Below are 19,225 nucleotides of genomic sequence, written 5' to 3'. Positions count from 1 at the left end.
TGGCCCCACACCGGCCACCCCCGCCGCATCGGCATCTCAGCCTTCGGCGTCAGCGGCACCAACGCCCACGCCATCATCGAACAACCCCCGCCCCACCCCACCCCCCACGAAAAAGAAGAAACACCCGAACCCCACCCCGACACCCACATCCCCTGGCTCCTCTCCGCCCGCACCCCCACCGCCCTGACCGCCCGGGCACGGCAACTGGTGGCGCACGTCGAAGCGCATCCGGAGCTGGACGCCGACACTCTCGGCCGCGCGCTGGCGACGACCCGGGCCAGTCTGGAGCACCGGGCGGCCCTCGTCGGCACCGACCGCAACAAGCTGCTCGACGCCGCCCGGCGCCTCGCGGAGGGAAGGCCGTCTCCCCGCGTGGTGACCGGCAAGGCCGCCACGGGTCCCCTCGCGTTCCTCTTCTCCGGTCAGGGCAGCCAGCGCCTCGGCATGGGCCGGGAACTCCACGCGCGCCACCCGGCGTTCGCCGAGGCCTTCGACTCGGTGTGCGAGGAACTGGACGCCCGGCTGGCGCGCCCCGTGCGCACGGCCGTCTTCGCGGACCCCGCCTCCGAGGAGGCGCAGCTGCTGGACCGGACGGAGTTCACCCAGCCGGCCCTGTTCGCGTTCGAGGTGGCCACCGTACGGCTGCTCGCCTCCTGGGGGATCCGACCGGACATCGTCGCCGGGCACTCCGTCGGCGAGATCGTCGCGGCGCACGTGGCCGGGGTGCTCTCCCTGGGGGACGCGGCCACTCTGGTCTGCGCCCGTGCCCGGCTCATGCAGGCGCTGCCCCCGGGCGGGGCCATGGCCGCGGTCGGCACCGGTGAGGAGGAGGTCGCCGAGCTGCTGGCCGGACACGAGCACGAGGTGAGCATCGCCGCGGTCAACGGCCCCGCCTCGGTCGTGCTCTCCGGTTCGGAGGAGCCCCTGCTCGAGATCGTCGGCCGGCTGCGCGCCCTCGGCCACCGCACGAAGCGGCTCCGGGTCAGCCACGCGTTCCATTCCCCGCTCGTGGAGCCCATGCAGGAGGAGTTCGGCAGGGTCGCCCGCGAACTGTCCTACTCCGCGCCGCGCGTCCCGGTGGTCTCCAACGTCACCGGGCGGCTCGCCGAGGGGGGCGACCTGGTGACGCCCGAGTACTGGGTCCGGCACGTGCGCGCGGCCGTCCGGTTCCACGCCACCGTCCGCACCCTCGAGTCCGAGAGGGTCCGCACCTTCCTCGAGGTGGGCCCCGGCGACACTCTCACCGCGATGGTCCACGAGGGCCTCACCACTCCCACCGAGGCGGTACCGGTCGTACGCCGCGGAGACGACGAGTCCCTCTCGCTGCTCACCGCGCTGGCCCGGCTGCACGTCCGCGGCAGCGCTCTCGCCGTGCCGCGGCACCCCGTCCACATCCCCCTGCCCACCTACCCCTTCGAACGCAAGCGCTACTGGCTGGAGAGGACCCCCATGCCCCGGGAAGAGCAGACCCTCGCCCCACAAGAACCGCCCGTTCCGGAGACCGCCGAGGAGTCGGCGCGGACTCTGGTGGCCGGGCTCTCCGAGCGGCCCTCCGAAGAGCGCCGGAAGGAGTTGGTCGGCCTCGTCATCGAGCTGGCCGCCGCGGCGCTGGGCCATGACGGCACCGACGAGTTCGACGAGGAGACCGGCTTCTTCGACGTCGGCTTCAGTTCCCTGACCGCGGTCGAGGTCCGCAACAAGATCAACGAGATCTGCGGTCTGGAGACGACCCCGATGCTGCTGTTCGACTACCCGACCCCCCTGATGCTCGCGGAGCACCTGGACGAGCTCCTCTTCACCCCCCAGAGCCACTGACCCGGAGGCGGAACGAGACATGTTCGACATTGACACGTATCTGAAGCACATCGGCTACACGGGCACGAGGGAGCCGACCGCGGAGAACCTCCGCGAGCTGCACAAGAAGCACATGATGACGGTGCCTTTCGACAACTCCCGCAACGCCCCCAAGGGACTGGCGATATGGGACGACGTCGACGCCGGGGCGGACGTGTTCTACGAGGCGCTCGTCGTCGAGCGCCGCGGCGGCATCTGCCACGAGCACTGCGGTCTGTTCCGCGCGGTGCTGACCGAGTTCGGCTACGACGTCGACATCATCTCCTCCGGAGTGCGGGGCGCGAACGGCGAGTTCGGCCACGACCTGGAACACATGCTCAGCGTGGTGCGCATCGGCGACGAGCTCTGGCTCGCCGACGTCGGCTTCGCCGGTCCCTCGTTCATCGAACCGGTGCGGGTGTCACAGGACGTGCAGAGCCAGTGCGGATTCGACTACCGGGTCGTCGAGAACGCCCCCTACCTGGTGCTGGAACGGCGCACCCGGGGCGGCGAATGGCTGGCCGTCTACCGCTTCATGCTGCAGGAGCGGGAGCTGACCGAGTGGAAGGCCATCGCCGCCGGCGAGAACGACGACCCGTTCTGGCACTGGGCAGGCGAGATGATCGCCGCCGGCACCCTGATCTACGGCCGCGCCTACGAGAACGGCCAGCTCCTGCTGGTCGGGCGGCGCCACCTCAAGGCGGAGGACGGCCGGGACGAGACACGGGTGCTGGCGAAGACGGACGAGTACCAGGCCGCCATCCGCCACATCCTCCTCCAGAAGGCCTGAGGGTGATGCGACCATGAGCGTCGACACGGATGTGCTGATCGTCGGCGACGGCCCGGTCGGCCAGACGCTGGCGGTTCTGATGGCCCGGCAGGGCTGGCAGGTCACCGTGGTGGACCGCTGGCCCGAGCCGTACACCCTGTCGCGGGCCGTCGCCTTCGACAGCGAGGCGGCCCGCGTACTGGCCTCGCTCGGGCTGACCGAGTACATCGCCGCGGAGACCGAGCCCTCGGGCCGGTACTCCTGGCAGAACGCGGACGGAAAGATCCTGCTCGACATCCAGGGGTCGGTCAGAGGCTGGTGCCACTGGCCCGACTCGGCCTCGATGTACCAGCCCGGCCTGGAGAACGCGCTGTCCGCGCGCGGCGCACGGCTGCCGACGCTGCGGGTGCTGCGCGGACACGAGGCCGTCGAGGCCACCGACCACGGCAGCCACGTCGAGCTGGTCTGCGTCGACCGAGCGGGCGAGCGGCGGGCGCTCTCGGCCCGCTGGCTCATCGGCTGCGACGGGGCGAACAGCTTCGTCCGTGAGCGGATCGGCACCACGATGCACGATCTGGACTTCTCACGCGACTGGCTGATCTGCGATGTGGTGCTGCACGAGAAGCGCGCCTTCGACCCGAACAACCTGCAGATCTGCGACCCGGCCCGGCCCCGGACCGCGGCCTCGGCCGGGCCGGGCCACCGGCGCTGGGAGTTCATGCGGCTCGAGGGCGAGTCGGTGGAGGAGCTCGACACCCCGGAGAGCGCCTGGCGGCTGCTGGGGATGTTCGACCTCACACCGGAGAACGCGACCCTGCTGCGGCACGCCGTCTACACCTTCAGGTCCCGGTGGGCGGAGCGCTGGCGTTCCGGGCGGATGCTGATCGCGGGCGACGCGGCCCACGTCATGCCTCCGTTCGCCGGGCAGGGCATGTGCTCCGGCATCCGGGACGCCGCGAACCTGGCCTGGAAGCTCGACCTGGTCCTCCGCGGCCAGGCCGACGACACGGTGCTCGACACCTACGTCGCCGAGCGCTCCCGGCACGTACAGCACGCGATCCGGATGTCGGTGGACCTCGGCAAGGTGATCTGCCAGCTCGACCCGGCCGCCGCGGCCGACCGGGACGTGGCGATGCTGGCCGCACGGGACCGCGGAGTGGGCACGGGTGCTCCGCAGGCGCCGGTGCACCCCCTGCGCAACGGACTGCTGTACCGCGGCGGCGGGGCGGCCGGCGGTCGGCTGACGGGCGGGCTCAGCCCTCAGGCACGGGTGCGGCGCGGCACCGAGACGGGGCTGTTCGACGAACTCGTCGGGACCGGCTTCGTCCTGCTGTCCAGGGAGGACCCCCGCCCGTTCCTCGACGCCCGCACCACGGAGTTCCTGAAGAGCCTGGACGTCCGCCTGGTGACGGTCGTACCCGGTGACGCCGGAGCCACCGGCGCGGACGTCGTGGCCGACGTGGACGGCAGGTATCTGCCGTACCTGGCCGAAGCGGACGCCCGCGCGGTGCTGGTCCGCCCCGACTTCTACGTCTTCGGCCAGGTCTCGGAGGAAGAGGACTACGCTGCCCTCTTCGACGACCTGCGGCAGCGGCTGCCGCTGACGGCGACGGCGGCGCGTTGAGGGCCGTCGTCACGGGCTCCGGCGGCGGCCCCCGGCGGGGCCGCCGCCGTCTGGGCGTGAAGTTGCCGACGGTGCTGCTCGACCGGGCGCGCGGTCCAGTGGACACCGCCGCGACGCCGTGCCAGGAGGCCCTGCGAGAAGAGAAGATGCCTCCGCAGCCCCCTGTCGAGCCTCCCGGAAACCGGTCCGCCGCCCCGGGCGCACGGGCGGCGGCGGAACTGCTGGACGAGATCGAGCTCTGACGACGACACCGACGGCGGCACGGGGCGCGCCGCCGGTGTCCGCCACGACCGGCACGGCCGGAGCCCTCCTCAGACCCTCTCGACCGCCACCCGGGCCTGTTCGACGGCGAGCATCCGGATGTCCTCCGGATCCGAGGTCAGGATCGTCACCCGGCCCGGCAGGGCCAGGGCGGTCGCGCACAGCATGGCGTCGATGGCGTACTTGTGGCCGTGCAGCCCGGCGCTCCGCAGCAGAGCGGCGGCGGCCTGGGCGAGAGCCTGGGTGACGGGCTCCACCCGGAGGCGGGAGAGGGTCCACCGCAGGGCGGCGTCGTTGACCTTCGGGTGGATGACCTCGACCAGTACCGCAGTCGAGGTGACCACCGGGAGATCCGTGTCACGGGCCGCCGTCAGCCACTCGTGGACCTCCCGGTCCCGGTCCACCGCCTTGGCGAGCCCCTCGCTGTCCAGGACGAGGGCACCGCTCACGCGGCGGCCCCGGTATCGGAGGTCCGGCCGGTGAGCCGGGCCCTCTTCACCGCCACGGCTTCCGGGTCCGCCGGGCCGTGGATCTCCTCGAAGTCGGCGATGAGTTCATCCAGATTGTCCCGCTCTATCTGGCGCTGAGCGGCCCGCTCCAGGTACGCGGAGACACCACGCCTGCCGACCCGTTCACGGATGGCCTGCAGGGTGCCGGCGGTCAGCGTGACGGAGATCCCGTTGCTGGGACCTTCTCCGGGGAGGAACTCGACGTCGTCAGCCATGACCCGATTGTGGCATAGAAAATGCCATATCTGGGTGCCCGCTGCCGGCGACGCTCCGAGGAGCCGGTCGCCAGGGCCGTTCGCGGCGGTCAGGAGGGGGGTGCGGCATCTCCGTCGGGCGCCGTGGCCCTGCGGACGCAGTCGCGGAGCAGGGCGCGGCGCCGGTCGTGCACGTCCTCGGGCTCCTGGTCACTGGCCGCGTACACGTTGCTGACCGGCGACCAGGCCATGGACATGGCGATGACCACGGCCATGATGTCGAACGGGTCGCCCGCGCGGACCCGCCCGGCGGCCTGGGCCTCGGCGATGGCCGTGAGCTTGCGGTCGTCGTAGTGCTGGTGGGTCTCGACGAGGTGCCCGGCGGGCCGGCGCTCCAGCCGTGTCCAGGTCGCCAGCCGGATGAGGTCGGGGCGGCGCAGGTACTCGTCGTAGAGACGCACGGCCCAGTCCGCCAGATCGTCGGCGTCGATGGGCACGACGTTGGTGATGCGCTCCAGCGAGCTGAGGAAGATCGCGTCGAAGAGCCGGTCCTTGTCGCCGAAGTAGGCGTAGAGCTGGGCCTTGTTGGTGCGCGCCGCCGTCACGACGCGCTCGATGCGCGCCCCGGCGATGCCGTGCCGGGAGAACTCCTCGGTGGCCGCGTCCAGGATGCGCTGGTACGTCGCGGCGCCTCGTGAGGTCTGGGGCTGTTCCGGCATGCACCCAGCCTACCAAACAGAACGGTTTGTTTGCCTTGTCGCGCCGTCATGCTTACTCTCCAACAGACCGAACAGTCTGTTTGAGGAGTCAGCTGTGCGAACGACCACCGGATGGCGGGCGACCGGCCCGACGGCGCTGCGGCGCACCTCGCTGGAGCGCCGGGACCTGCGCCCGGACGACATCGCGGTGCGGGTCGACCACTGCGGCGTGTGCCACACCGACCTGCACGCCCTGCACGACCACGACCCGCACACGGACGCGCCCCTGGTGCCCGGCCACGAGTTCACCGGCGTGGTGACCGGGACCGGCCCCGAGGTGACCGCCTTCTCGGCCGGCGACCGCGTCGCGGTGGGCAACATCGTCGACTCCTGCGGCGCGTGCGCCATGTGCGAGGCAGGACAGGAGAACTTCTGCCACTCCTTCCCGACCCTGACCTACGGCGGCACCGACCGGCGGGACGGCTCGACCACCCTGGGCGGCTACTCCCGCGAGTACGTCGTGCGCGAGGCGTTCGCCTACCCGCTCCCCGCCGGCCTCGACCCGGCCGCGGCCGCCCCGCTGATGTGCGCCGGCGTCACCGTCTGGGAGCCCCTGCGCTCCCTGGGTGTGGGCCCCGGCAGCCGCGTCGCCGTGGCCGGGCTCGGCGGTCTGGGCCACCTCGCGGTCAGGATGGCCGTGGCGCTCGGCGCCACCACGGCCGTCTTCAGCCGCACCCGGGACAAGCGCGACGACGCCCACCGGCTCGGCGCCCACGACTTCGTCGACTCCACGGACACCCGGCGGACGGCCGCGGCGCGCGACAGCTTCGACGTCGTCGTCGACACCGTCTCCGCACCCCACGACCTCGCCCCGTATCTGAGGATGGTGGCGATGGACGGCACCCTCAGCCTCCTCGGACACCTGGGCCCGGTCACCGTCGAGGCCATGGACCTGCTCGTCGGCCGCAAGAGGCTCAGTTCCGCGGGCAGCGGAGGCCGTCCCGCGACGGCCGAGATGCTCCGGTTCTGCGCCGACCACGGCATCGCCGCCGATGTCGAGGTGCTCCCGTCGTCACAGGTGGACACCGCGCTCGACCGCCTCCGGCGCAACGACGTCCGCTACCGCTTCGTGCTCGACATGTCCGACCTGGACTGAGGAGACGGCCGGGCGGGCCGCCCCGGGCTACTCCCTCCCCGCCGCCCCGCGCGCCGTGAACGGCAGGACGAGGCGGGAGGGGTGGGCGGCGTCGCGGTAGATCCTGTGAGTGACGGGGCGGCCCACCGGCAGGTGGAAAGCGTCCGGCGGCAGCAGCGCGTCGTGCGCGTCGGCCAGCGGCTCGTCGTTGGACAGCTCCGCCACCAGACGGTGGCCGGGCCGGAAGACGACGGCGAACGGGTAGAGCTGTAGCACGTACTCCTCGGTCCTCCCGGGCTCCACCGGCACCGCGCGGGTGTGCGGGTGGTAGGGGTCGCCCTCAGTGGTGCGCCCCTCGTCGAGCTCGCGGTGGGAGGCCTTGAGGCAGCCGCTGGTGATGAGCCGCCGCCTGCCGCCGGGCGCCTCGTCCCACGTCGGCCGTGGCGGCGATGGTCGTCGCGCTCACCCGCCGCTCACCTCGCCGGTGACGTTCTCCAGGACCACGGCGAGGGCCTGCCCCACACCGATACAGATGGCCGCCACACCCCAGCGCTCCCGCCGCTCGCGCAGGACCTTCGCCAGGGTGCCCAGCAGCCGGCCGCCCGAGGCGCCCAGCGGATGCCCGAGGGCGATGGCCCCGCCCCGGACGTTGACGGTCTCCGGGTCGATGCCCCAGGCGTCCACACAGGCCAGCGACTGCACCGCGAACGCCTCGTTCAGCTCGACCGCGCCGACGTCGTCCCAGCCGATGCCCGCGCGGCGCAGCGCCTTCCCGGCGGCCTCCACCGGTGCGTAGCCGAACGCCTGCGGCTCTACGGCGTGCGCTCCACGTCCGGCGATCCGGGCGACGGGCGCCAGCCCGATCCGGTCGGCCGCCGCGCCGGTGCCCAGCAGTACGGCGGACGCGCCGTCGCTGAGCGGGGAGGCGTTGCCGGCCGTGATCGTCCCGTCCGGCCGGAACGACGGCTTGAGGACCGCCAGCTTCTCCGGGCCGGTGTCGGGGCGGATGCCCTCGTCCCGGTCCAGCCCCTCGACGGGGAGGACCAGGTCCTCGTAGAAGCCCTCGTCCCAGGCCCGGGCCGCCAGGTGGTGGGAGCGCGCCGCGAACGCGTCCTGCCGTTCGCGGGAGATGCCGAACCTCTCCCGGAGCTGCTCGTTGCCCTCCCCCAGCGAGACCGTCCACTCCTTCGGCATCGCCGGGTTGACCAGCCGCCAGCCCAGGGTGGTGGAGACGGCCGCGGTGTCGCCGGCGGGGAAGGCTCGGTCCGGCTTGGGCAGCACCCAGGGCGCGCGGGTCATGGACTCCACTCCCCCGGCGACCGCGATGTCGGCGTCACCGGTCTCCAGGGCGCGCGAGGCGGTGATCGCCGCGTCCAGACCGGAGCCGCACAACCGGTTGACGGTGGTGGCGGGCACGCTCACCGGCAGCCCGGCCAGCAGCACCGCCATCCGGCCGACGTTGCGGTTGTCCTCGCCGGCGCCGTTGGCGTTGCCCCACACCACCTCACCGATCGCGGCACGGTCCAGGGCGGGTGCCTTGGCCAGCAGGCCGGTCAGCGCGGTGGCGGCGAGGTCGTCGGGGCGCACCCCGGCCAGGGCTCCGTTGAACCGGCCGAACGGTGTGCGGGCGGCCGTGTAGAGGTAGGCGTCGTTCACGGTGTGCGGCCTCCTGCCGTCGTCGCCGCTTCCCGCGGCTCCCGGGTCTCTTCCTCCGCCAGATCATCGGCTGTCACCGAGTCCAGCGGAACAGAGGTGAACATGGAAGGTTCCTCGTCCGGGGTCAGCGCGGTGGGTCCGTAGATCCAGTCGGTGAAGGAGTAGTCGTAGGTGTCCCGCGCGCATGACCGCGTTGCGCCGCAGCCGTTCGTCCCCGTCGAGGTGCCACAGCTCGCCCCAGGTGCGGGCGGTGGTCAGCACCCGGCGGCAGTGCTCGACACGGACCGCCTCGTACACCGCCAGCGCCGCGTCCCAGTCCGGCCGGCCCGGCCGGGAGGGTCACCTGTGACCGCTCTTGCGCCAGGCCACCGCACTCAGGTCGACGGGTTGCACGGCACTTCCTCCAACAGGCGCAGGATGAGTGACCGCGACTCAGAACGCCGAGGTCAGCCACGAAATCAGGCCCGCCGTGAACGACGCGGCCACCGACAGGAACCGCTACGACGCGTTCCTCCGCACCGATCCGGAGATCGTGTACGGATCTCTGCGTCGATTCCGGTGTCCGCTCGGCTGCCAGAGCGCTACAGGCCCCGGAAAACGGTTCACACCCGCTCCCGCCACCACGCGTCGGAGGGTGTGTTCACCCGCGCCCTCGGCCGGCTCCGGACTCGGGCCCACGCCGCCGCCGTCACCGGCCGAAACGGAACGCGAAACGGTCCGCCGACTCCGCCGACGGACCGCCACGCAAGACCGGGGCCGACCAAGTGACACACCACGGCGGCCCAAGAAGCGACTGTTCGAGGGCGCCGCCGGGGGCGTTCGTCAACAGCGGCCGGTGGTCTCCTCCCAGGTCACTTTCGTGACGGACACAGGCACAGTGAAATAACTGCCTTGTTTCCTGTTGACACATGCCGTGTGCACAGGCCCCCGCCCCTCGTCCTGGACGAGGACGTACGTCATCGTGATGTCCCGGGCCGTGTTGTTGTAGAACTGGCGCCCGGGAACGCTGCCGGACCACTCACTTTCGGTCGCCAGCGACGGAGGCACATCGGTATCGCCGTACCACCAATTGGACCAGACGCAGACTGTGTCTTCCGGACAGTTTCCGGGGACCGCCGCCGACGCGCTGGGCGCGGAGGCCATGACACCCAAGAAGGCTACGGGCACCGCCGCGAGAGTGATCATCCGTGCACGCATGGAAGAACTCCGTTCCTGAGAGGCCGTTTTGACGTTAACAGCGAAAATGTTGAAGGGTCAATCATCAGACCTCTGGTCCACTGACGCTCTTGAACGTGGTTCAAGCACCGACCGTCGAAGCGGCGTTGACGCCGGCCAGCCGGACCTGGACAAGACGGCGGAGCCACTCGAGGCGGCGGGGAGGGCGGCCGGGCAACCGGTCCACAACCACTCCCACGCCCGCATCCGCGCACTGGGCGGACCAGACCGGCGCCGCCCGGTTCGGACGGACACCGGTGCCCCCTCCCGGCCGGCCTCGCCGACGCCGCCTCCCGGGCGGAACTCGCGGCCTTCGGCATCCAGCGCCCCGAACTCTCCGGCCGCTACCGGGCCGGCTGAGGGAGCGTCCCACCCCGGGCCGGACCGGACGGCCCCGTCGGCGCGGACCGCGCCCGCCCGCCGAGAGGTCCGGGCCGGCGACGGCGTCCCCGGCGCCCTCCCCGGCCGCACCTGGGGGCTCACCGTTGACAGGTTCGGCTAATGATATTAGCGTTTAGCTAACGCCATTAACCAATCCCGGAGGACGCCATGCCCGAACACCTTGCCGTCGACGGCGGCACGATCGCCTACGAGGTGACCGGGTCCGGCCCGCTGGTCGTCCTCGCGCACGGCATGGGCGACAGCCGCGCCGCGTACCGTGCCGTGATCCCGCCGCTGGTGGCGGCGGGCCACCGGGTCGCCGCGGTCGATCTGCGCGGCTGCGGCGAGTCCAGCACCGGCTGGCCGGACTGGAGCCGCACCGCCGTCGCCGGCGACCTGCTCGCCGTGATCCGCCACCTGGGCGGCCCTGCCGTGCTCGTCGGCCACTCCTTCTCCGGCGGCGCCGCCACCATCGCCGCGGCGCGGGAGCCCTCGCTGGTCACCGCGGTCGTCGAGTTGGCGCCGTTCACCCGCAGGCAGGCGCTCCGCCCCGGCGACCTGCGGGTCAGGCGCTTCCGGCAGGGCATGCTGCGGCTGCTCGGCGCGGGCGCGTTCGGCAGTGTGCGGCTGTGGCGCTCGTACCTCGACGTGGCCTACCCCGGCGCGAAACCGGCCGACTGGGCCGAACGGCTCGGCCGCGTCGACGCCCTGCTGCGCGAGCCGGGCCGGATGGCGGCCCTGCGGGGCATGGGCCGCAGCGCTCCCACCGACGCGGGCGCACGGCTCGGCGACGTCCGCTGCCCGGTCCTGGTGTTGATGGGCACGCTGGACCCCGACTGGGCCGATCCGCACGCCGAGGGTTCGGCGATCGTCGACGCCCTGCCGCCCGGCCTCGGCCGCCTGGAGATGATCGAGGGCGCCGGGCACTATCCGCATCACCAGTTCCCCGAGCGGGTGGTCCCGCTCGTGCTCGCCTTCCTCCGGTCGGACGCCGCCCGTGCCTAGGCCCGGTCTGACCCCGGCGGCCGTGGTCGCGGCCGGTGCCGCCCTCGCCGACGAGGTGGGTCTCGCCCATCTGACGATGGGCCTGCTGGCCGAGCGGCTGGGCGTGCGCACCCCGTCCCTGTACAAGCACGTGGGCGGTCAGGAGGACCTCAACCGGCGCATCGCGGCCCTGGCGCTGGGCGAGGCCGCCGACGCCGTCGGCGGCGCGGTCCAGGGGTACGCGGGCCGCGACGCCCTGGCGGCCGCCGCGCGCGCCTTCCGCGCCTTCGTCCTGGCGCACCCCGGCCGGTACGCCGCGACGATCGGCGTGGAGCCGTCCGGCCCGGACGATCCACTGGCCGCCGCGGGGCGGCGGCTGCTCGACGCGTTCACGGCGGTCCTGCGCGGCTACCACCTCGCGGAGTCCGACACCGACCACGCCCTGCGCACGCTCCGCAGCCTCTGCCACGGCTTCGCCACTCTGCAGGCGGCCGACGGCTTCCAGTGGGGCACCGACGTCGACGAGAGCTTCGAGTGGCTGATCGCCTTCGCCGACCGGGGCCTGCGCACGGCGCAGGGATGACGTCCACCGGCCGGGGACGCGATCCGCAGCTCTCCGCCGCCCCGACCGGGGGTGCGCGGTCACGACCGTGACCGCGCACCCGGCGGACTCCGGCGGTGCCCGCCGGTACCGGGAGCCGAGGGGACGCAGCCCGCAGTCGGCCGGGCCGCCGGTCACCGGCGGCCCGGCCGGCTCAGCCGGTCGGGCCGGTCCCGGTCCGGCGGGCGGTGTGCCGCCGGGCCTTGGCCCGGTTTCCGCACACCTGCATGGAGCACCAGCGGCGGCTGTGGTTGCGGGAGGTGTCCCAGAACACCTCGCCGCACCGCCGCTCCGCGCACCGCTTCAGCCGCCGCACCTGCCCGGTCAGTACCAGCTCGGCCCAGGCGACGGCCAGTCGCGCCACGGCCCGGGACACGCCGGTGAGGTCGGGGGACGGCACGAGGACGGCGGGCGGCCGTCCGCCGCCCGGTGGCGCGGTGGCCGCGGTCAGGGTGATCATGACCGGCAGCCGGGCCAGTACGGCGTCGGCGAGTGCCAGCCGGTGCGGCGACGCGGGCGCGCCGCCGTCCTCCAGTGCCTCCCGCATACCGGTGCGCAGGTCCAGACAGGCCCGGAGATCGGTTTCCGTGACATCGGGTGACCGCTCGGCGAGCCCTGCGCCGGTCAGCCAGCGGGCGAGCCCGGCGGGCGTGGACAGCTCCTCCCGTCCGCTCTCCAGATCGACGGTGTTGGTGAAGCTCATGATCAGCCCGGCCACCGCGGGCGGTTCGGACATGCACCCTCCTCGTTCCGGCCAACCGAAGACTCCTAACCAGCCATTTCGATTAGCAGGTTAACAGTCTCCTCGGCGCCAGGGGTAAGCCGACACTGGGGTAACCATCTACATGTGTTAGGGAGTTATGCGATGGAGAAGGCCGCCGCCGAGCCGGCCACCGGACCGCCGCCGAAGGCACCACCGGGGTACCCGCCGGGGTGCCCGCCGGGCCGCCCGCCGGACGCCGTGAGCACGCGGAACACCACCGTGCTGGTGCTGTTCACCTCCCTCACCAACCTCGCGGACGGCGTCACCAAGGTGGCACTGCCGCTGCTGGCGACCCGGTTCACCCGGTCCCCGGTCCTGGTCTCGGCCGTGGCGCTCACCCTCACGCTCCCGTGGTTACTGGCCGCTCTGCACGTCGGCGTGCTGGTCGACCGCTACGACCGCCGGCGACTGCTGTGGATCGCCAACACCGTCCGGCTGGCGGCCGTCGCGGCGCTCCTGGGCACCACCGTCACCGGCACGACCACCCTCTCCGCCCTCTACCTGGGCGGCATCGCCCTGGGCGTCGCCGAGGTCGTCGCCCTCACCTCGGCCACCGCCCTGGTGCCCATGGCGATCGCCCCGGGAAAGCTGGAGCGGGCCAACGCCTGGGTGGCCGGCGCCGAGACGGTGTGCAACGAGTTCTGCGGCCCCTTCGTCGGCGGACTGCTGGTGGCGGCGGGCGCGAGCGTCGCCCTGGGCGCCACCGGCGCGGCGTACGTGACCGGCATGGCGGTGCTGCTCCTGCTGGCCGGCCGGTTCGCGCCGCGCGCCGCCGGGGACCGGCCCGCCGGCTCGGTGAACCAGCGGATCGCCGAGGGTCTGCACCTCCTGTGGCATCAGCGGCTGCTGCGGATGACGGCGCTCGCCCTGACCGTGCTGTGCGCCTGCTGGGGCGGCTGGTTCGCCCTGATGCCGCTGATGGCGACCGGGCCGATGGGGCTGAGCGCCCAGCAGTACGGCATGCTGCTCAGCTCTCTCGGGGCCGGCGGCCTGGTCGGCGCCCTCACCGTGGGTCCGCTCAACCGGCTCCTCGGCCGGCGCCGGGTCATGTTCGCCGATCTGCTGGGCACCGCCGCCATGATGGCCGCTCCGGTACTCACCACCAACCTGTGGCCGGTGGCGGCGAGCGCCTTCGTCGGCGGCATGGGCGGCGTGCTGTGGACGGTGAACTCCCGGACCATCGGCCAGCGCATGGTGGCGACCGAGCTGATGGGCCGCTACAACGCCGCCGCGCGCCTGTTCAGCTGGGGCGCGATGCCGCTGGGCGCCGGGCTGGCGGGTGTGCTCGCCCAGTGGTTCGGGCTGCGCGCGGCGTTCGCCGTGTTCGCCGGGGCCGCCCTCCTGGTGGTCGTTCCGTTCCTGCGCGCCGTGACCCCGCGGGCTCTGGCGGAGGCGACGGCGTACCGGGACCCAAAGACGCGTCCTGTCACCGGCCGCTCCGCGGGCCGTGGGCCTGGAGGAGCTGGTCGACGGGCGCGTAGTCGTCGGTGAGCGGCCGGGCGTCGCCGATCCAGGAGGCGAGGTCGTCGCCGGTGGCGATCCTCCAGCCGGTCCGCCGGGCGTCCAGTGCTTCCTGGACCGCGCGCGGGTCGACCGGGCGGTCGGAGGCGAGCAGCACCATGTTGCCGCCCCTGGAGGCGGCGGCCGGGTCGAGGCCGATGTCGGCGGGTTCGCCGAGGAGGGCGACGTGCTCGAAGACTTCGTCCAGGGTGGCCGCTTCGGCGCGTGCGAAGGCCAGTTCGCCGTGATCGATGAGGTTGGCGACGTACAGGCCGTCCTCGTCGAGCACCCGCCGTACGTCGGTCATCGCCTCCGCCGTGGTGAGGTGCCACGGCACGCTGACGCCCCCGAAGGCGTCGCCGACGACGAGGTCGCGACTGCCGGTGTCCAGCCGCCGCAGGCCGAGCCTGCCGTCCTCGACGCGTACCTCGACACCGGTTCCGGGCCTCAGCCCGAGCCGGTCGCGGTCGATGCGCACGACCCCGCCGTCGATCTCGGACACGACGCTGCGCGTCCCGGGCCGGGTGGCCGCGAGGTAGCGGGGGAAGGTGAGCCCGCCGCCGCCCAGGTGGTGGGCGTCGAGTGGCTCGCCTTCGGGAAAGGCGGCGTCGACCACCGACGCGATGGCGCGCACGTAGGTGAACTCCAGGAAGGTCGGGTCCGCCAGGTCGACGTAGGAGTGCCGCAGGCCGTCCAGAACGAGTGTCCGGCCGCTGTCCCGGTCGGGGTCGGCGACGACCCGTGCGCAGTGGTACCTGGTCTCCGCGTCGCAGTCACCGGGCGCGACCGCGGCGGCCAGACCGCCGGCGACGACCACGAGCGCCAGGGCGGGGACGCCGCTCCACCCGCGCGTCCGCCACTCGACCAGCGCCGAGCCGGCCACCAGCAGGGTGCCGAGGCCGATCAGTATGCCGCTGACCGGCAACCGCGACACGAGGACGAAGCCGGTCAGGACGGTGCCGACGATGGCACCGACGGTGCCGACGCCGGACAGCCGGCCGACCACCGTCCCGGTCTCGGCGAGGCTGGTGAGCCGCAGCTTGGTCACGATCGGCGTCACCGCGGAGAGCAGCGCGCCCGGTACGAGGATGGTCAGTGACGCGATCGACAGGAGCAGCGGCGGCACCCACTCCGCGGTGGTGCGCAGCACGGCGGGGGTGAGCGCCACGACCGCTCCCGACACCCCGAGCGCGGGGCCCAGGAGCCGGCGCGGATCGATCCGGTCGGCGACGCGCCCGCCCAGCCAGGAGCCGAGGGCGATCGCGGTGAGGGCGATGCCGATCACCAGGGTGCTGGTCTCGAGGGTGAGGCCGAGGTAGGGGGCCAGCAGCCGCAGAGCGACGATCTCGACCACCAGGACCGCGGCCGAGGCCCCGAACACGAGCACGGCGGCGGCACGGGGGCCCAGGCCGCGGCCGCGGGGCGGGCCCTCGGCGGCGGGCGGGGAGGACGATTCGGTCACGTAGGCCATCCTCGCACGCGGCGCACCGGCCGAACGGCGTGCCGAGGCCCCTCGCTCAGCACCCTCGCCGCCGGGGATCCCGGAGTTGACGGCCGGTGCGGCGGCCTGCCCTGCCTGTTCGGCCCACGCACCCGGGTCCGGGGCCCGGGAGCTGTCAGGCGGTCTGGAAGGACCGCCTGGCCAGGCCGAGGGCGTAGCCGTCGATGGCCGTGGTGGGCGGTGCCGTCGGGTCGGTGGCGGCGCCGAGGGTGACGAAGAGCGGTGTGAAGTGCTCCACGGTGGGGTGCGCGTAGGGCATGCCGGGTGCCCGGTTGCGGAAGTCGGCGAGTTCGTCGATGTCGCCCCTGTGCAGCGCCTCGGCGGCCCAGGCGTCGAACTCCGAGGACCAGCCGGGCACCTGCTCGGGACGGGACCAGTCGAGGAACGGCAGCCCGTGGGTCATGTAGCCGGATCCGATGACGAGCACCCCCGTCTCGCGCAGCGACCGCAGCCGCCGGCCCAGGTCCAGGAGCCGCCCGGGGTCGTGGGTGGGCATGCTGAGCTGCAGCACCGGGATGTCGGCGCCGGGGTACATGATCTTCAGCGGCACCCATGCGCCGTGGTCCAGGCCCCGGTCGCGGTGTTCGTGGACCGGTTCGGTGTGCGGCATCAGTCCGGCGACCTGCCGTGCGAGTTCGGTGGCGGCCGGGGTGTCGTAGCGCATCCGGTAGTACATCGGGTCGAAGCCGCCGAAGTCGTGGACGAGCTCGGCCGGCTCGCTGCCGCTGATGCTCAGCGGGGCGGACTCCCAGTGCGCGGAGACGATGAGGACGGCCCTGGGCCTGGGCAGCGCCCGCGCCCAGTCGTGGAGCTCGGTCATCCAGCCGGTCATCTCGAACAGCATCGGGGCGCCGTGGCTGAGGTACAGGGCCGGCAGCGGCCCGTCCTGGGGGGTCCACGGTGCGTGCGGGGCGGACCGCTCGGCGGCCGCGGCGCGGCGCAGGTGCGCGGCGAAGGGGTGCCGGGCGGGTATGCGGGCGTCGGCGGCGGCGGTGGTGCCGCCGGGGGCGGGGGGTGTCATGCGGGTTCCTCCTCGCGCTGGGGACCGTGCCGGCGGGTCCGGCGTCCGGGTCTCCGGGTCTCCGGGTCGGTGACGCGGTTGCGGGTGACGGTGGGCCGCCGCCCCGTGTGCCGGTGCCCGGGGCGGCGGGGGCGGGTCGGCCGGCGGCCGAGGGGTCAGTCCACGACGGCGAAGCCGCCGGTCCAGGAGATCTTCTCGTTCGCGGCCAGGGTGAGCTGGAGGAAGCCGATCGCCTCCAGCTCGCGGGCGCGCTCGAGGGAGCCGGCGTCGGCGGCGCGCAGGCCGCCGGCGGTGACCACACCGGCCAGCAGCGACTTGGCGTCGGCGTCGTCGCCCGCGACGAGGACGGTGGCGGGAAGCTCACCGACGCTGCCGGCGGCCAGTGTGGCGGCGAAGTTGGTGTTGAACGCCTTCAACACCCGCGACCGGGGCAGTGCGGCGGCGATCCCGGCTGCCGCGGAGCTGTCGGAGGGCACCACGAGGGAGTCGAAGGTCTCGAAGTCCAGCGGGTTGGTGATGTCGACGACGACCTTGCCCGCCAGCTGGTCGGCGCGCTCGGCGAGGATGTCGGCGACGGCCGGGTGGGGGACGGCGAGGACGACGATGTCGCCGGTGACGGGCTTGCCGGCGTCGGCCCTGCCGAACAGCTCGACGGTGCTCCCACCCTTGGCGGCGATGCCGGAGATGGCCTGGGCCATGTTGCCGGTGCCGATGATGTCGAGGTGCGCCATGAGGACTCCCGGGGATCGAAGGAACCAAATAGTTGTCACTACAACAATCACCCTACCCCGGAAAAGTTGTAGCGACAAGTTTTTCCTGGAAGTGGCACGGGTTTCCCTGGGAGGATGCACACCATGGACACACGATGGCTGGACGACACGGAGCTGGCGGCCTGGGTACGCCTGGCGGCCGTACTCGAACTGCTGCCCGGAGTGCTCGACTCGCAACTGCGCCGGGACGCCGAGCTGACGCACTTCGAGTACTACGTCCTGGCGATGCTGTCGGAAGCACCCCGGCGCACCCTGCGGATGACCGCGCTGGCACTGCAGACCAACGCCACTCTGCCGCGGCTCTCCCACGTGGTGCGGCGGCTGGAGGACCGGGGCCTGGTGGAGCGGCTCCCCTGCCCCGAGGACGCCCGTGCCACCAATGCCCGGCTGACACCGGCCGGCTGGGACAAGGTGCGCGAGGCCGCGCCGGGGCACGCCGCCACCGTGCGGCAGCACGTCATGGACGCCCTGACCCCCGAGCAGGTCGCCCAGCTGACCGCGATCGGTGACGCCGTCCTGCACAGGCTGGACCCCCACGGCAGGATGGCCGCGACCTACCACCGCTACGACCGCCCCGCGGACGGCGGCCGGTAGTCGGTAGCCGAGCCGGTGAAGGACAGGCCGGGTGCCGCCCCGGGACCCGGGAGCTTCCGGCGGATGCCGCGCGCCCTTCGCGCTCACCGCCCGCGCCGCCCGTGCGGCGGGCGGGCGTGCACAGCACCCTGAACTCCGCCGCCCCGTCGGCCACCGGGTCCTCGGTGACGCGCGGGGGTCGAGTGCGCCCGCCGCCCCGTCCCGGGCCCCGTGGCACGGGCCGGCCGGACGGCCTCGGTGGACAGGAACGGGAAGGCGTCGAGCCGTACGCCCCGGCGAGGAGCCGGCGCACGCTCCCGTGCCCGGCCCTCCTGCCGGGCGGCCCCCGGCGCGCCGGACTCAGGACCCGCCGGCGGCGGCGCCCCCGGGCACGTCACCCGCGACCGCCACCAGCACGGCGCTGTCACCGCACTGCCAGACGGACGCGACATGACCGAACCCCGCCCGCCGCAGCAGCTCGGCGTGGCGGCCCGCCGTCAGGCCCGCGTCGCGCCCGCCCCCGCCGGAGGCCGCCCGGCGCCGCTCGCGCTCCGCGAACAGGTCGGCCAGTTCCGGGTCCCGGGCCGCCGCGGCCCACCAGGACTGCCAGGTCTCGCGGCCGAGGCCGCCCGTCCGCTCGGCGCGGCGGCGCCCCACGTACGCGGTGAGGCCCGCGCACGGCTCCCCGTCCGGCGGGAAGTGGTCCCCGTTGACGAGGACGCCACCGGGGCGCAGCAGGGCGGCGAGCCGCCGGTACGTGCGCAGCAGCACCGGTTCGGGGAGGTAGTGCAGGGCGGTCGTCGAGACGGCGGCGTCCAGCGGGCGCTCCAGCCCGAGGGACTCGGTCCAGCCCTCCTCGCCGATCACCGCGTCGACGTAGCGGGCGGCGTCCGCGTGGTGGGTGCGCCCCAGTTCCAGCAGCAGGGGGTCCATGTCGACGCCGACGATCTCCGCGGCCGGCAGCCGCCCGGCGAGCCTGGCGGCCAGGGAGCCGGGGCCGCAGCCCAGGTCGAGCAGGAGCGGCCGGGAGCGGTCGGCCGTGGCGTGCTCGACGACGTCCGCGATCACGGTGAACCGCTCCTCGCGGTCCACCGCGTAGCGCTCCTGCTGCCGCTCCCAGCGCTCCACCCACGCCCGGGCCGTCTCCATGCTCACGCCCACCGTGCGTCACCTCTTCCGTCTCTGCTCCGGTCCGCGGACGCCTCCGAATCTACCGGTGGAAACGGTTATCACTTGC

At 73.4% G+C, this 19,225-nt stretch carries 18 protein-coding genes and 2 pseudogenes; 9 read left to right on the top strand and 11 right to left on the bottom strand.

What is annotated here, in order from left to right; genetic code table 11:
• From CUT44_RS05080 to CUT44_RS32665, 4 genes are all read left to right on the top strand, one after another.
• Window positions 1-1,815: acyltransferase domain-containing protein (locus tag CUT44_RS05080; protein ID WP_146252175.1), on the top strand; the 1,815-nt coding region annotated here is incomplete at its 5' end.
• A gap of 19 nt (window positions 1,816-1,834) precedes the next feature.
• Window positions 1,835-2,623: an arylamine N-acetyltransferase family protein gene (locus tag CUT44_RS05075; RefSeq protein ID WP_100200945.1), complete on the top strand. Its 789-nt coding sequence runs from the start codon at window positions 1,835-1,837 to the stop codon at window positions 2,621-2,623.
• A 13-nt stretch (window positions 2,624-2,636) separates the two neighbouring features.
• Window positions 2,637-4,226: a bifunctional 3-(3-hydroxy-phenyl)propionate/3-hydroxycinnamic acid hydroxylase MhpA gene (gene mhpA, locus CUT44_RS05070; RefSeq protein ID WP_100200944.1), complete on the top strand. Its 1,590-nt coding sequence runs from the start codon at window positions 2,637-2,639 to the stop codon at window positions 4,224-4,226.
• A gap of 56 nt (window positions 4,227-4,282) precedes the next feature.
• On the top strand, window positions 4,283-4,468 hold the full coding sequence (locus CUT44_RS32665) for a hypothetical protein (protein ID WP_146252174.1): 186 nt from the start codon (window positions 4,283-4,285) through the stop codon (window positions 4,466-4,468).
• A gap of 69 nt (window positions 4,469-4,537) precedes the next feature.
• On the opposite strand, the gene CUT44_RS05065 is transcribed toward CUT44_RS32665, so the two are convergent.
• The 3 genes from CUT44_RS05065 to CUT44_RS05055 form a co-directional block, all read right to left on the bottom strand.
• A complete protein-coding gene (locus tag CUT44_RS05065) occupies window positions 4,538-4,936 on the bottom strand; it encodes a PIN domain-containing protein (RefSeq protein ID WP_100200943.1) in 399 nt (132 codons plus the stop codon).
• A complete protein-coding gene (locus CUT44_RS05060) occupies window positions 4,933-5,211 on the bottom strand; it encodes a hypothetical protein (RefSeq protein ID WP_100200942.1) in 279 nt (92 codons plus the stop codon). Before CUT44_RS05060 ends, CUT44_RS05065 begins: the two co-directional genes overlap by 4 nt.
• A gap of 89 nt (window positions 5,212-5,300) precedes the next feature.
• Entirely contained in the window at window positions 5,301-5,909 is a 609-nt protein-coding gene (locus CUT44_RS05055; RefSeq protein ID WP_100200941.1) for a TetR/AcrR family transcriptional regulator, read from the bottom strand.
• A gap of 94 nt (window positions 5,910-6,003) precedes the next feature.
• On the opposite strand from CUT44_RS05055, the gene CUT44_RS05050 reads away from it, so the two are divergent.
• Complete coding sequence (locus tag CUT44_RS05050; RefSeq protein WP_100200940.1) at window positions 6,004-7,044, top strand: NAD(P)-dependent alcohol dehydrogenase; 1,041 nt, start codon at window positions 6,004-6,006, stop codon at window positions 7,042-7,044.
• 27 nt (window positions 7,045-7,071) lie between these two features.
• Here CUT44_RS05050 and CUT44_RS05045 read toward each other — a convergent pair.
• From CUT44_RS05045 to CUT44_RS33820, 3 genes and pseudogenes are all read right to left on the bottom strand, one after another.
• A pseudogene (locus tag CUT44_RS05045) lies at window positions 7,072-7,434 on the bottom strand (CocE/NonD family hydrolase C-terminal non-catalytic domain-containing protein); the annotation flags it as partial.
• A 51-nt stretch (window positions 7,435-7,485) separates the two neighbouring features.
• The gene (locus tag CUT44_RS05040) at window positions 7,486-8,679 is read right to left on the bottom strand and encodes a thiolase family protein (protein WP_100200939.1); all 1,194 of its coding nucleotides are present in this window, start codon (window positions 8,677-8,679) and stop codon (window positions 7,486-7,488) included.
• Window positions 8,676-9,006, bottom strand: a pseudogene (locus tag CUT44_RS33820) (3-hydroxybenzoate 6-hydroxylase); the annotation flags it as partial. The pseudogene CUT44_RS33820 and the gene CUT44_RS05040, both read right to left, overlap by 4 nt.
• Window positions 9,007-10,443: 1,437 nt before the next feature.
• On the opposite strand from CUT44_RS33820, the gene CUT44_RS05025 reads away from it, so the two are divergent.
• Window positions 10,444-11,280, top strand: a complete 837-nt coding sequence (locus CUT44_RS05025) for an alpha/beta fold hydrolase (RefSeq protein WP_100200937.1) — start codon at window positions 10,444-10,446, stop codon at window positions 11,278-11,280.
• Window positions 11,281-11,302: 22 nt separating this feature from the next.
• Window positions 11,303-11,842: a TetR/AcrR family transcriptional regulator gene (locus CUT44_RS05020; protein ID WP_100200936.1), complete on the top strand. Its 540-nt coding sequence runs from the start codon at window positions 11,303-11,305 to the stop codon at window positions 11,840-11,842.
• A gap of 172 nt (window positions 11,843-12,014) precedes the next feature.
• Here the strand turns inward: CUT44_RS05020 and CUT44_RS05015 are convergent, their stop codons facing one another.
• Window positions 12,015-12,596 carry a CGNR zinc finger domain-containing protein gene (locus tag CUT44_RS05015; protein ID WP_100200935.1) on the bottom strand — a complete coding sequence of 194 codons (582 nt, stop codon included), beginning with the start codon at window positions 12,594-12,596 and terminating at the stop codon, window positions 12,015-12,017.
• 129 nt (window positions 12,597-12,725) lie between these two features.
• Here CUT44_RS05015 and CUT44_RS05010 point away from each other — a divergent pair, with 129 nt between their 5' ends.
• A complete protein-coding gene (locus CUT44_RS05010; RefSeq protein WP_100200934.1) occupies window positions 12,726-14,114 on the top strand; it encodes an MFS transporter in 1,389 nt (462 codons plus the stop codon).
• Here the strand turns inward: CUT44_RS05010 and CUT44_RS05005 are convergent.
• From CUT44_RS05005 to CUT44_RS04995, 3 genes are all read right to left on the bottom strand, one after another.
• Window positions 14,050-15,594, bottom strand: coding sequence for a fused MFS/spermidine synthase (locus CUT44_RS05005; RefSeq protein ID WP_100200933.1), 1,545 nt, complete (start codon window positions 15,592-15,594; stop codon window positions 14,050-14,052). The genes CUT44_RS05010 and CUT44_RS05005 overlap by 65 nt on opposite strands.
• A 145-nt stretch (window positions 15,595-15,739) precedes the next feature.
• Complete coding sequence (locus CUT44_RS05000) at window positions 15,740-16,645, bottom strand: dioxygenase family protein (protein ID WP_100200932.1); 906 nt, start codon at window positions 16,643-16,645, stop codon at window positions 15,740-15,742.
• Between the two features lie 155 nt (window positions 16,646-16,800).
• On the bottom strand, window positions 16,801-17,376 hold the full coding sequence (locus tag CUT44_RS04995; RefSeq protein ID WP_100200931.1) for an NADPH-dependent F420 reductase: 576 nt from the start codon (window positions 17,374-17,376) through the stop codon (window positions 16,801-16,803).
• A 123-nt stretch (window positions 17,377-17,499) separates the two neighbouring features.
• Here CUT44_RS04995 and CUT44_RS04990 point away from each other — a divergent pair, with 123 nt between their 5' ends.
• Window positions 17,500-18,009, top strand: coding sequence for a MarR family winged helix-turn-helix transcriptional regulator (locus CUT44_RS04990; protein WP_100200930.1), 510 nt, complete (start codon window positions 17,500-17,502; stop codon window positions 18,007-18,009).
• Between the two features lie 339 nt (window positions 18,010-18,348).
• Here the strand turns inward: CUT44_RS04990 and CUT44_RS04985 are convergent, their stop codons facing one another.
• A complete protein-coding gene (locus CUT44_RS04985) occupies window positions 18,349-19,149 on the bottom strand; it encodes a class I SAM-dependent methyltransferase (RefSeq protein WP_100200929.1) in 801 nt (266 codons plus the stop codon).
• Between the last annotated feature and the right edge of the window lie 76 nt (window positions 19,150-19,225).

The sequence above is a fragment of the Streptomyces carminius genome (genome assembly GCF_002794255.1).
GTDB lineage: Bacteria > Actinomycetota > Actinomycetes > Streptomycetales > Streptomycetaceae > Streptomyces > Streptomyces carminius.
The sequence above is the reverse complement of the archived record's forward strand: the minus strand, read 5'-3'. Positions and strand labels throughout refer to the sequence as shown.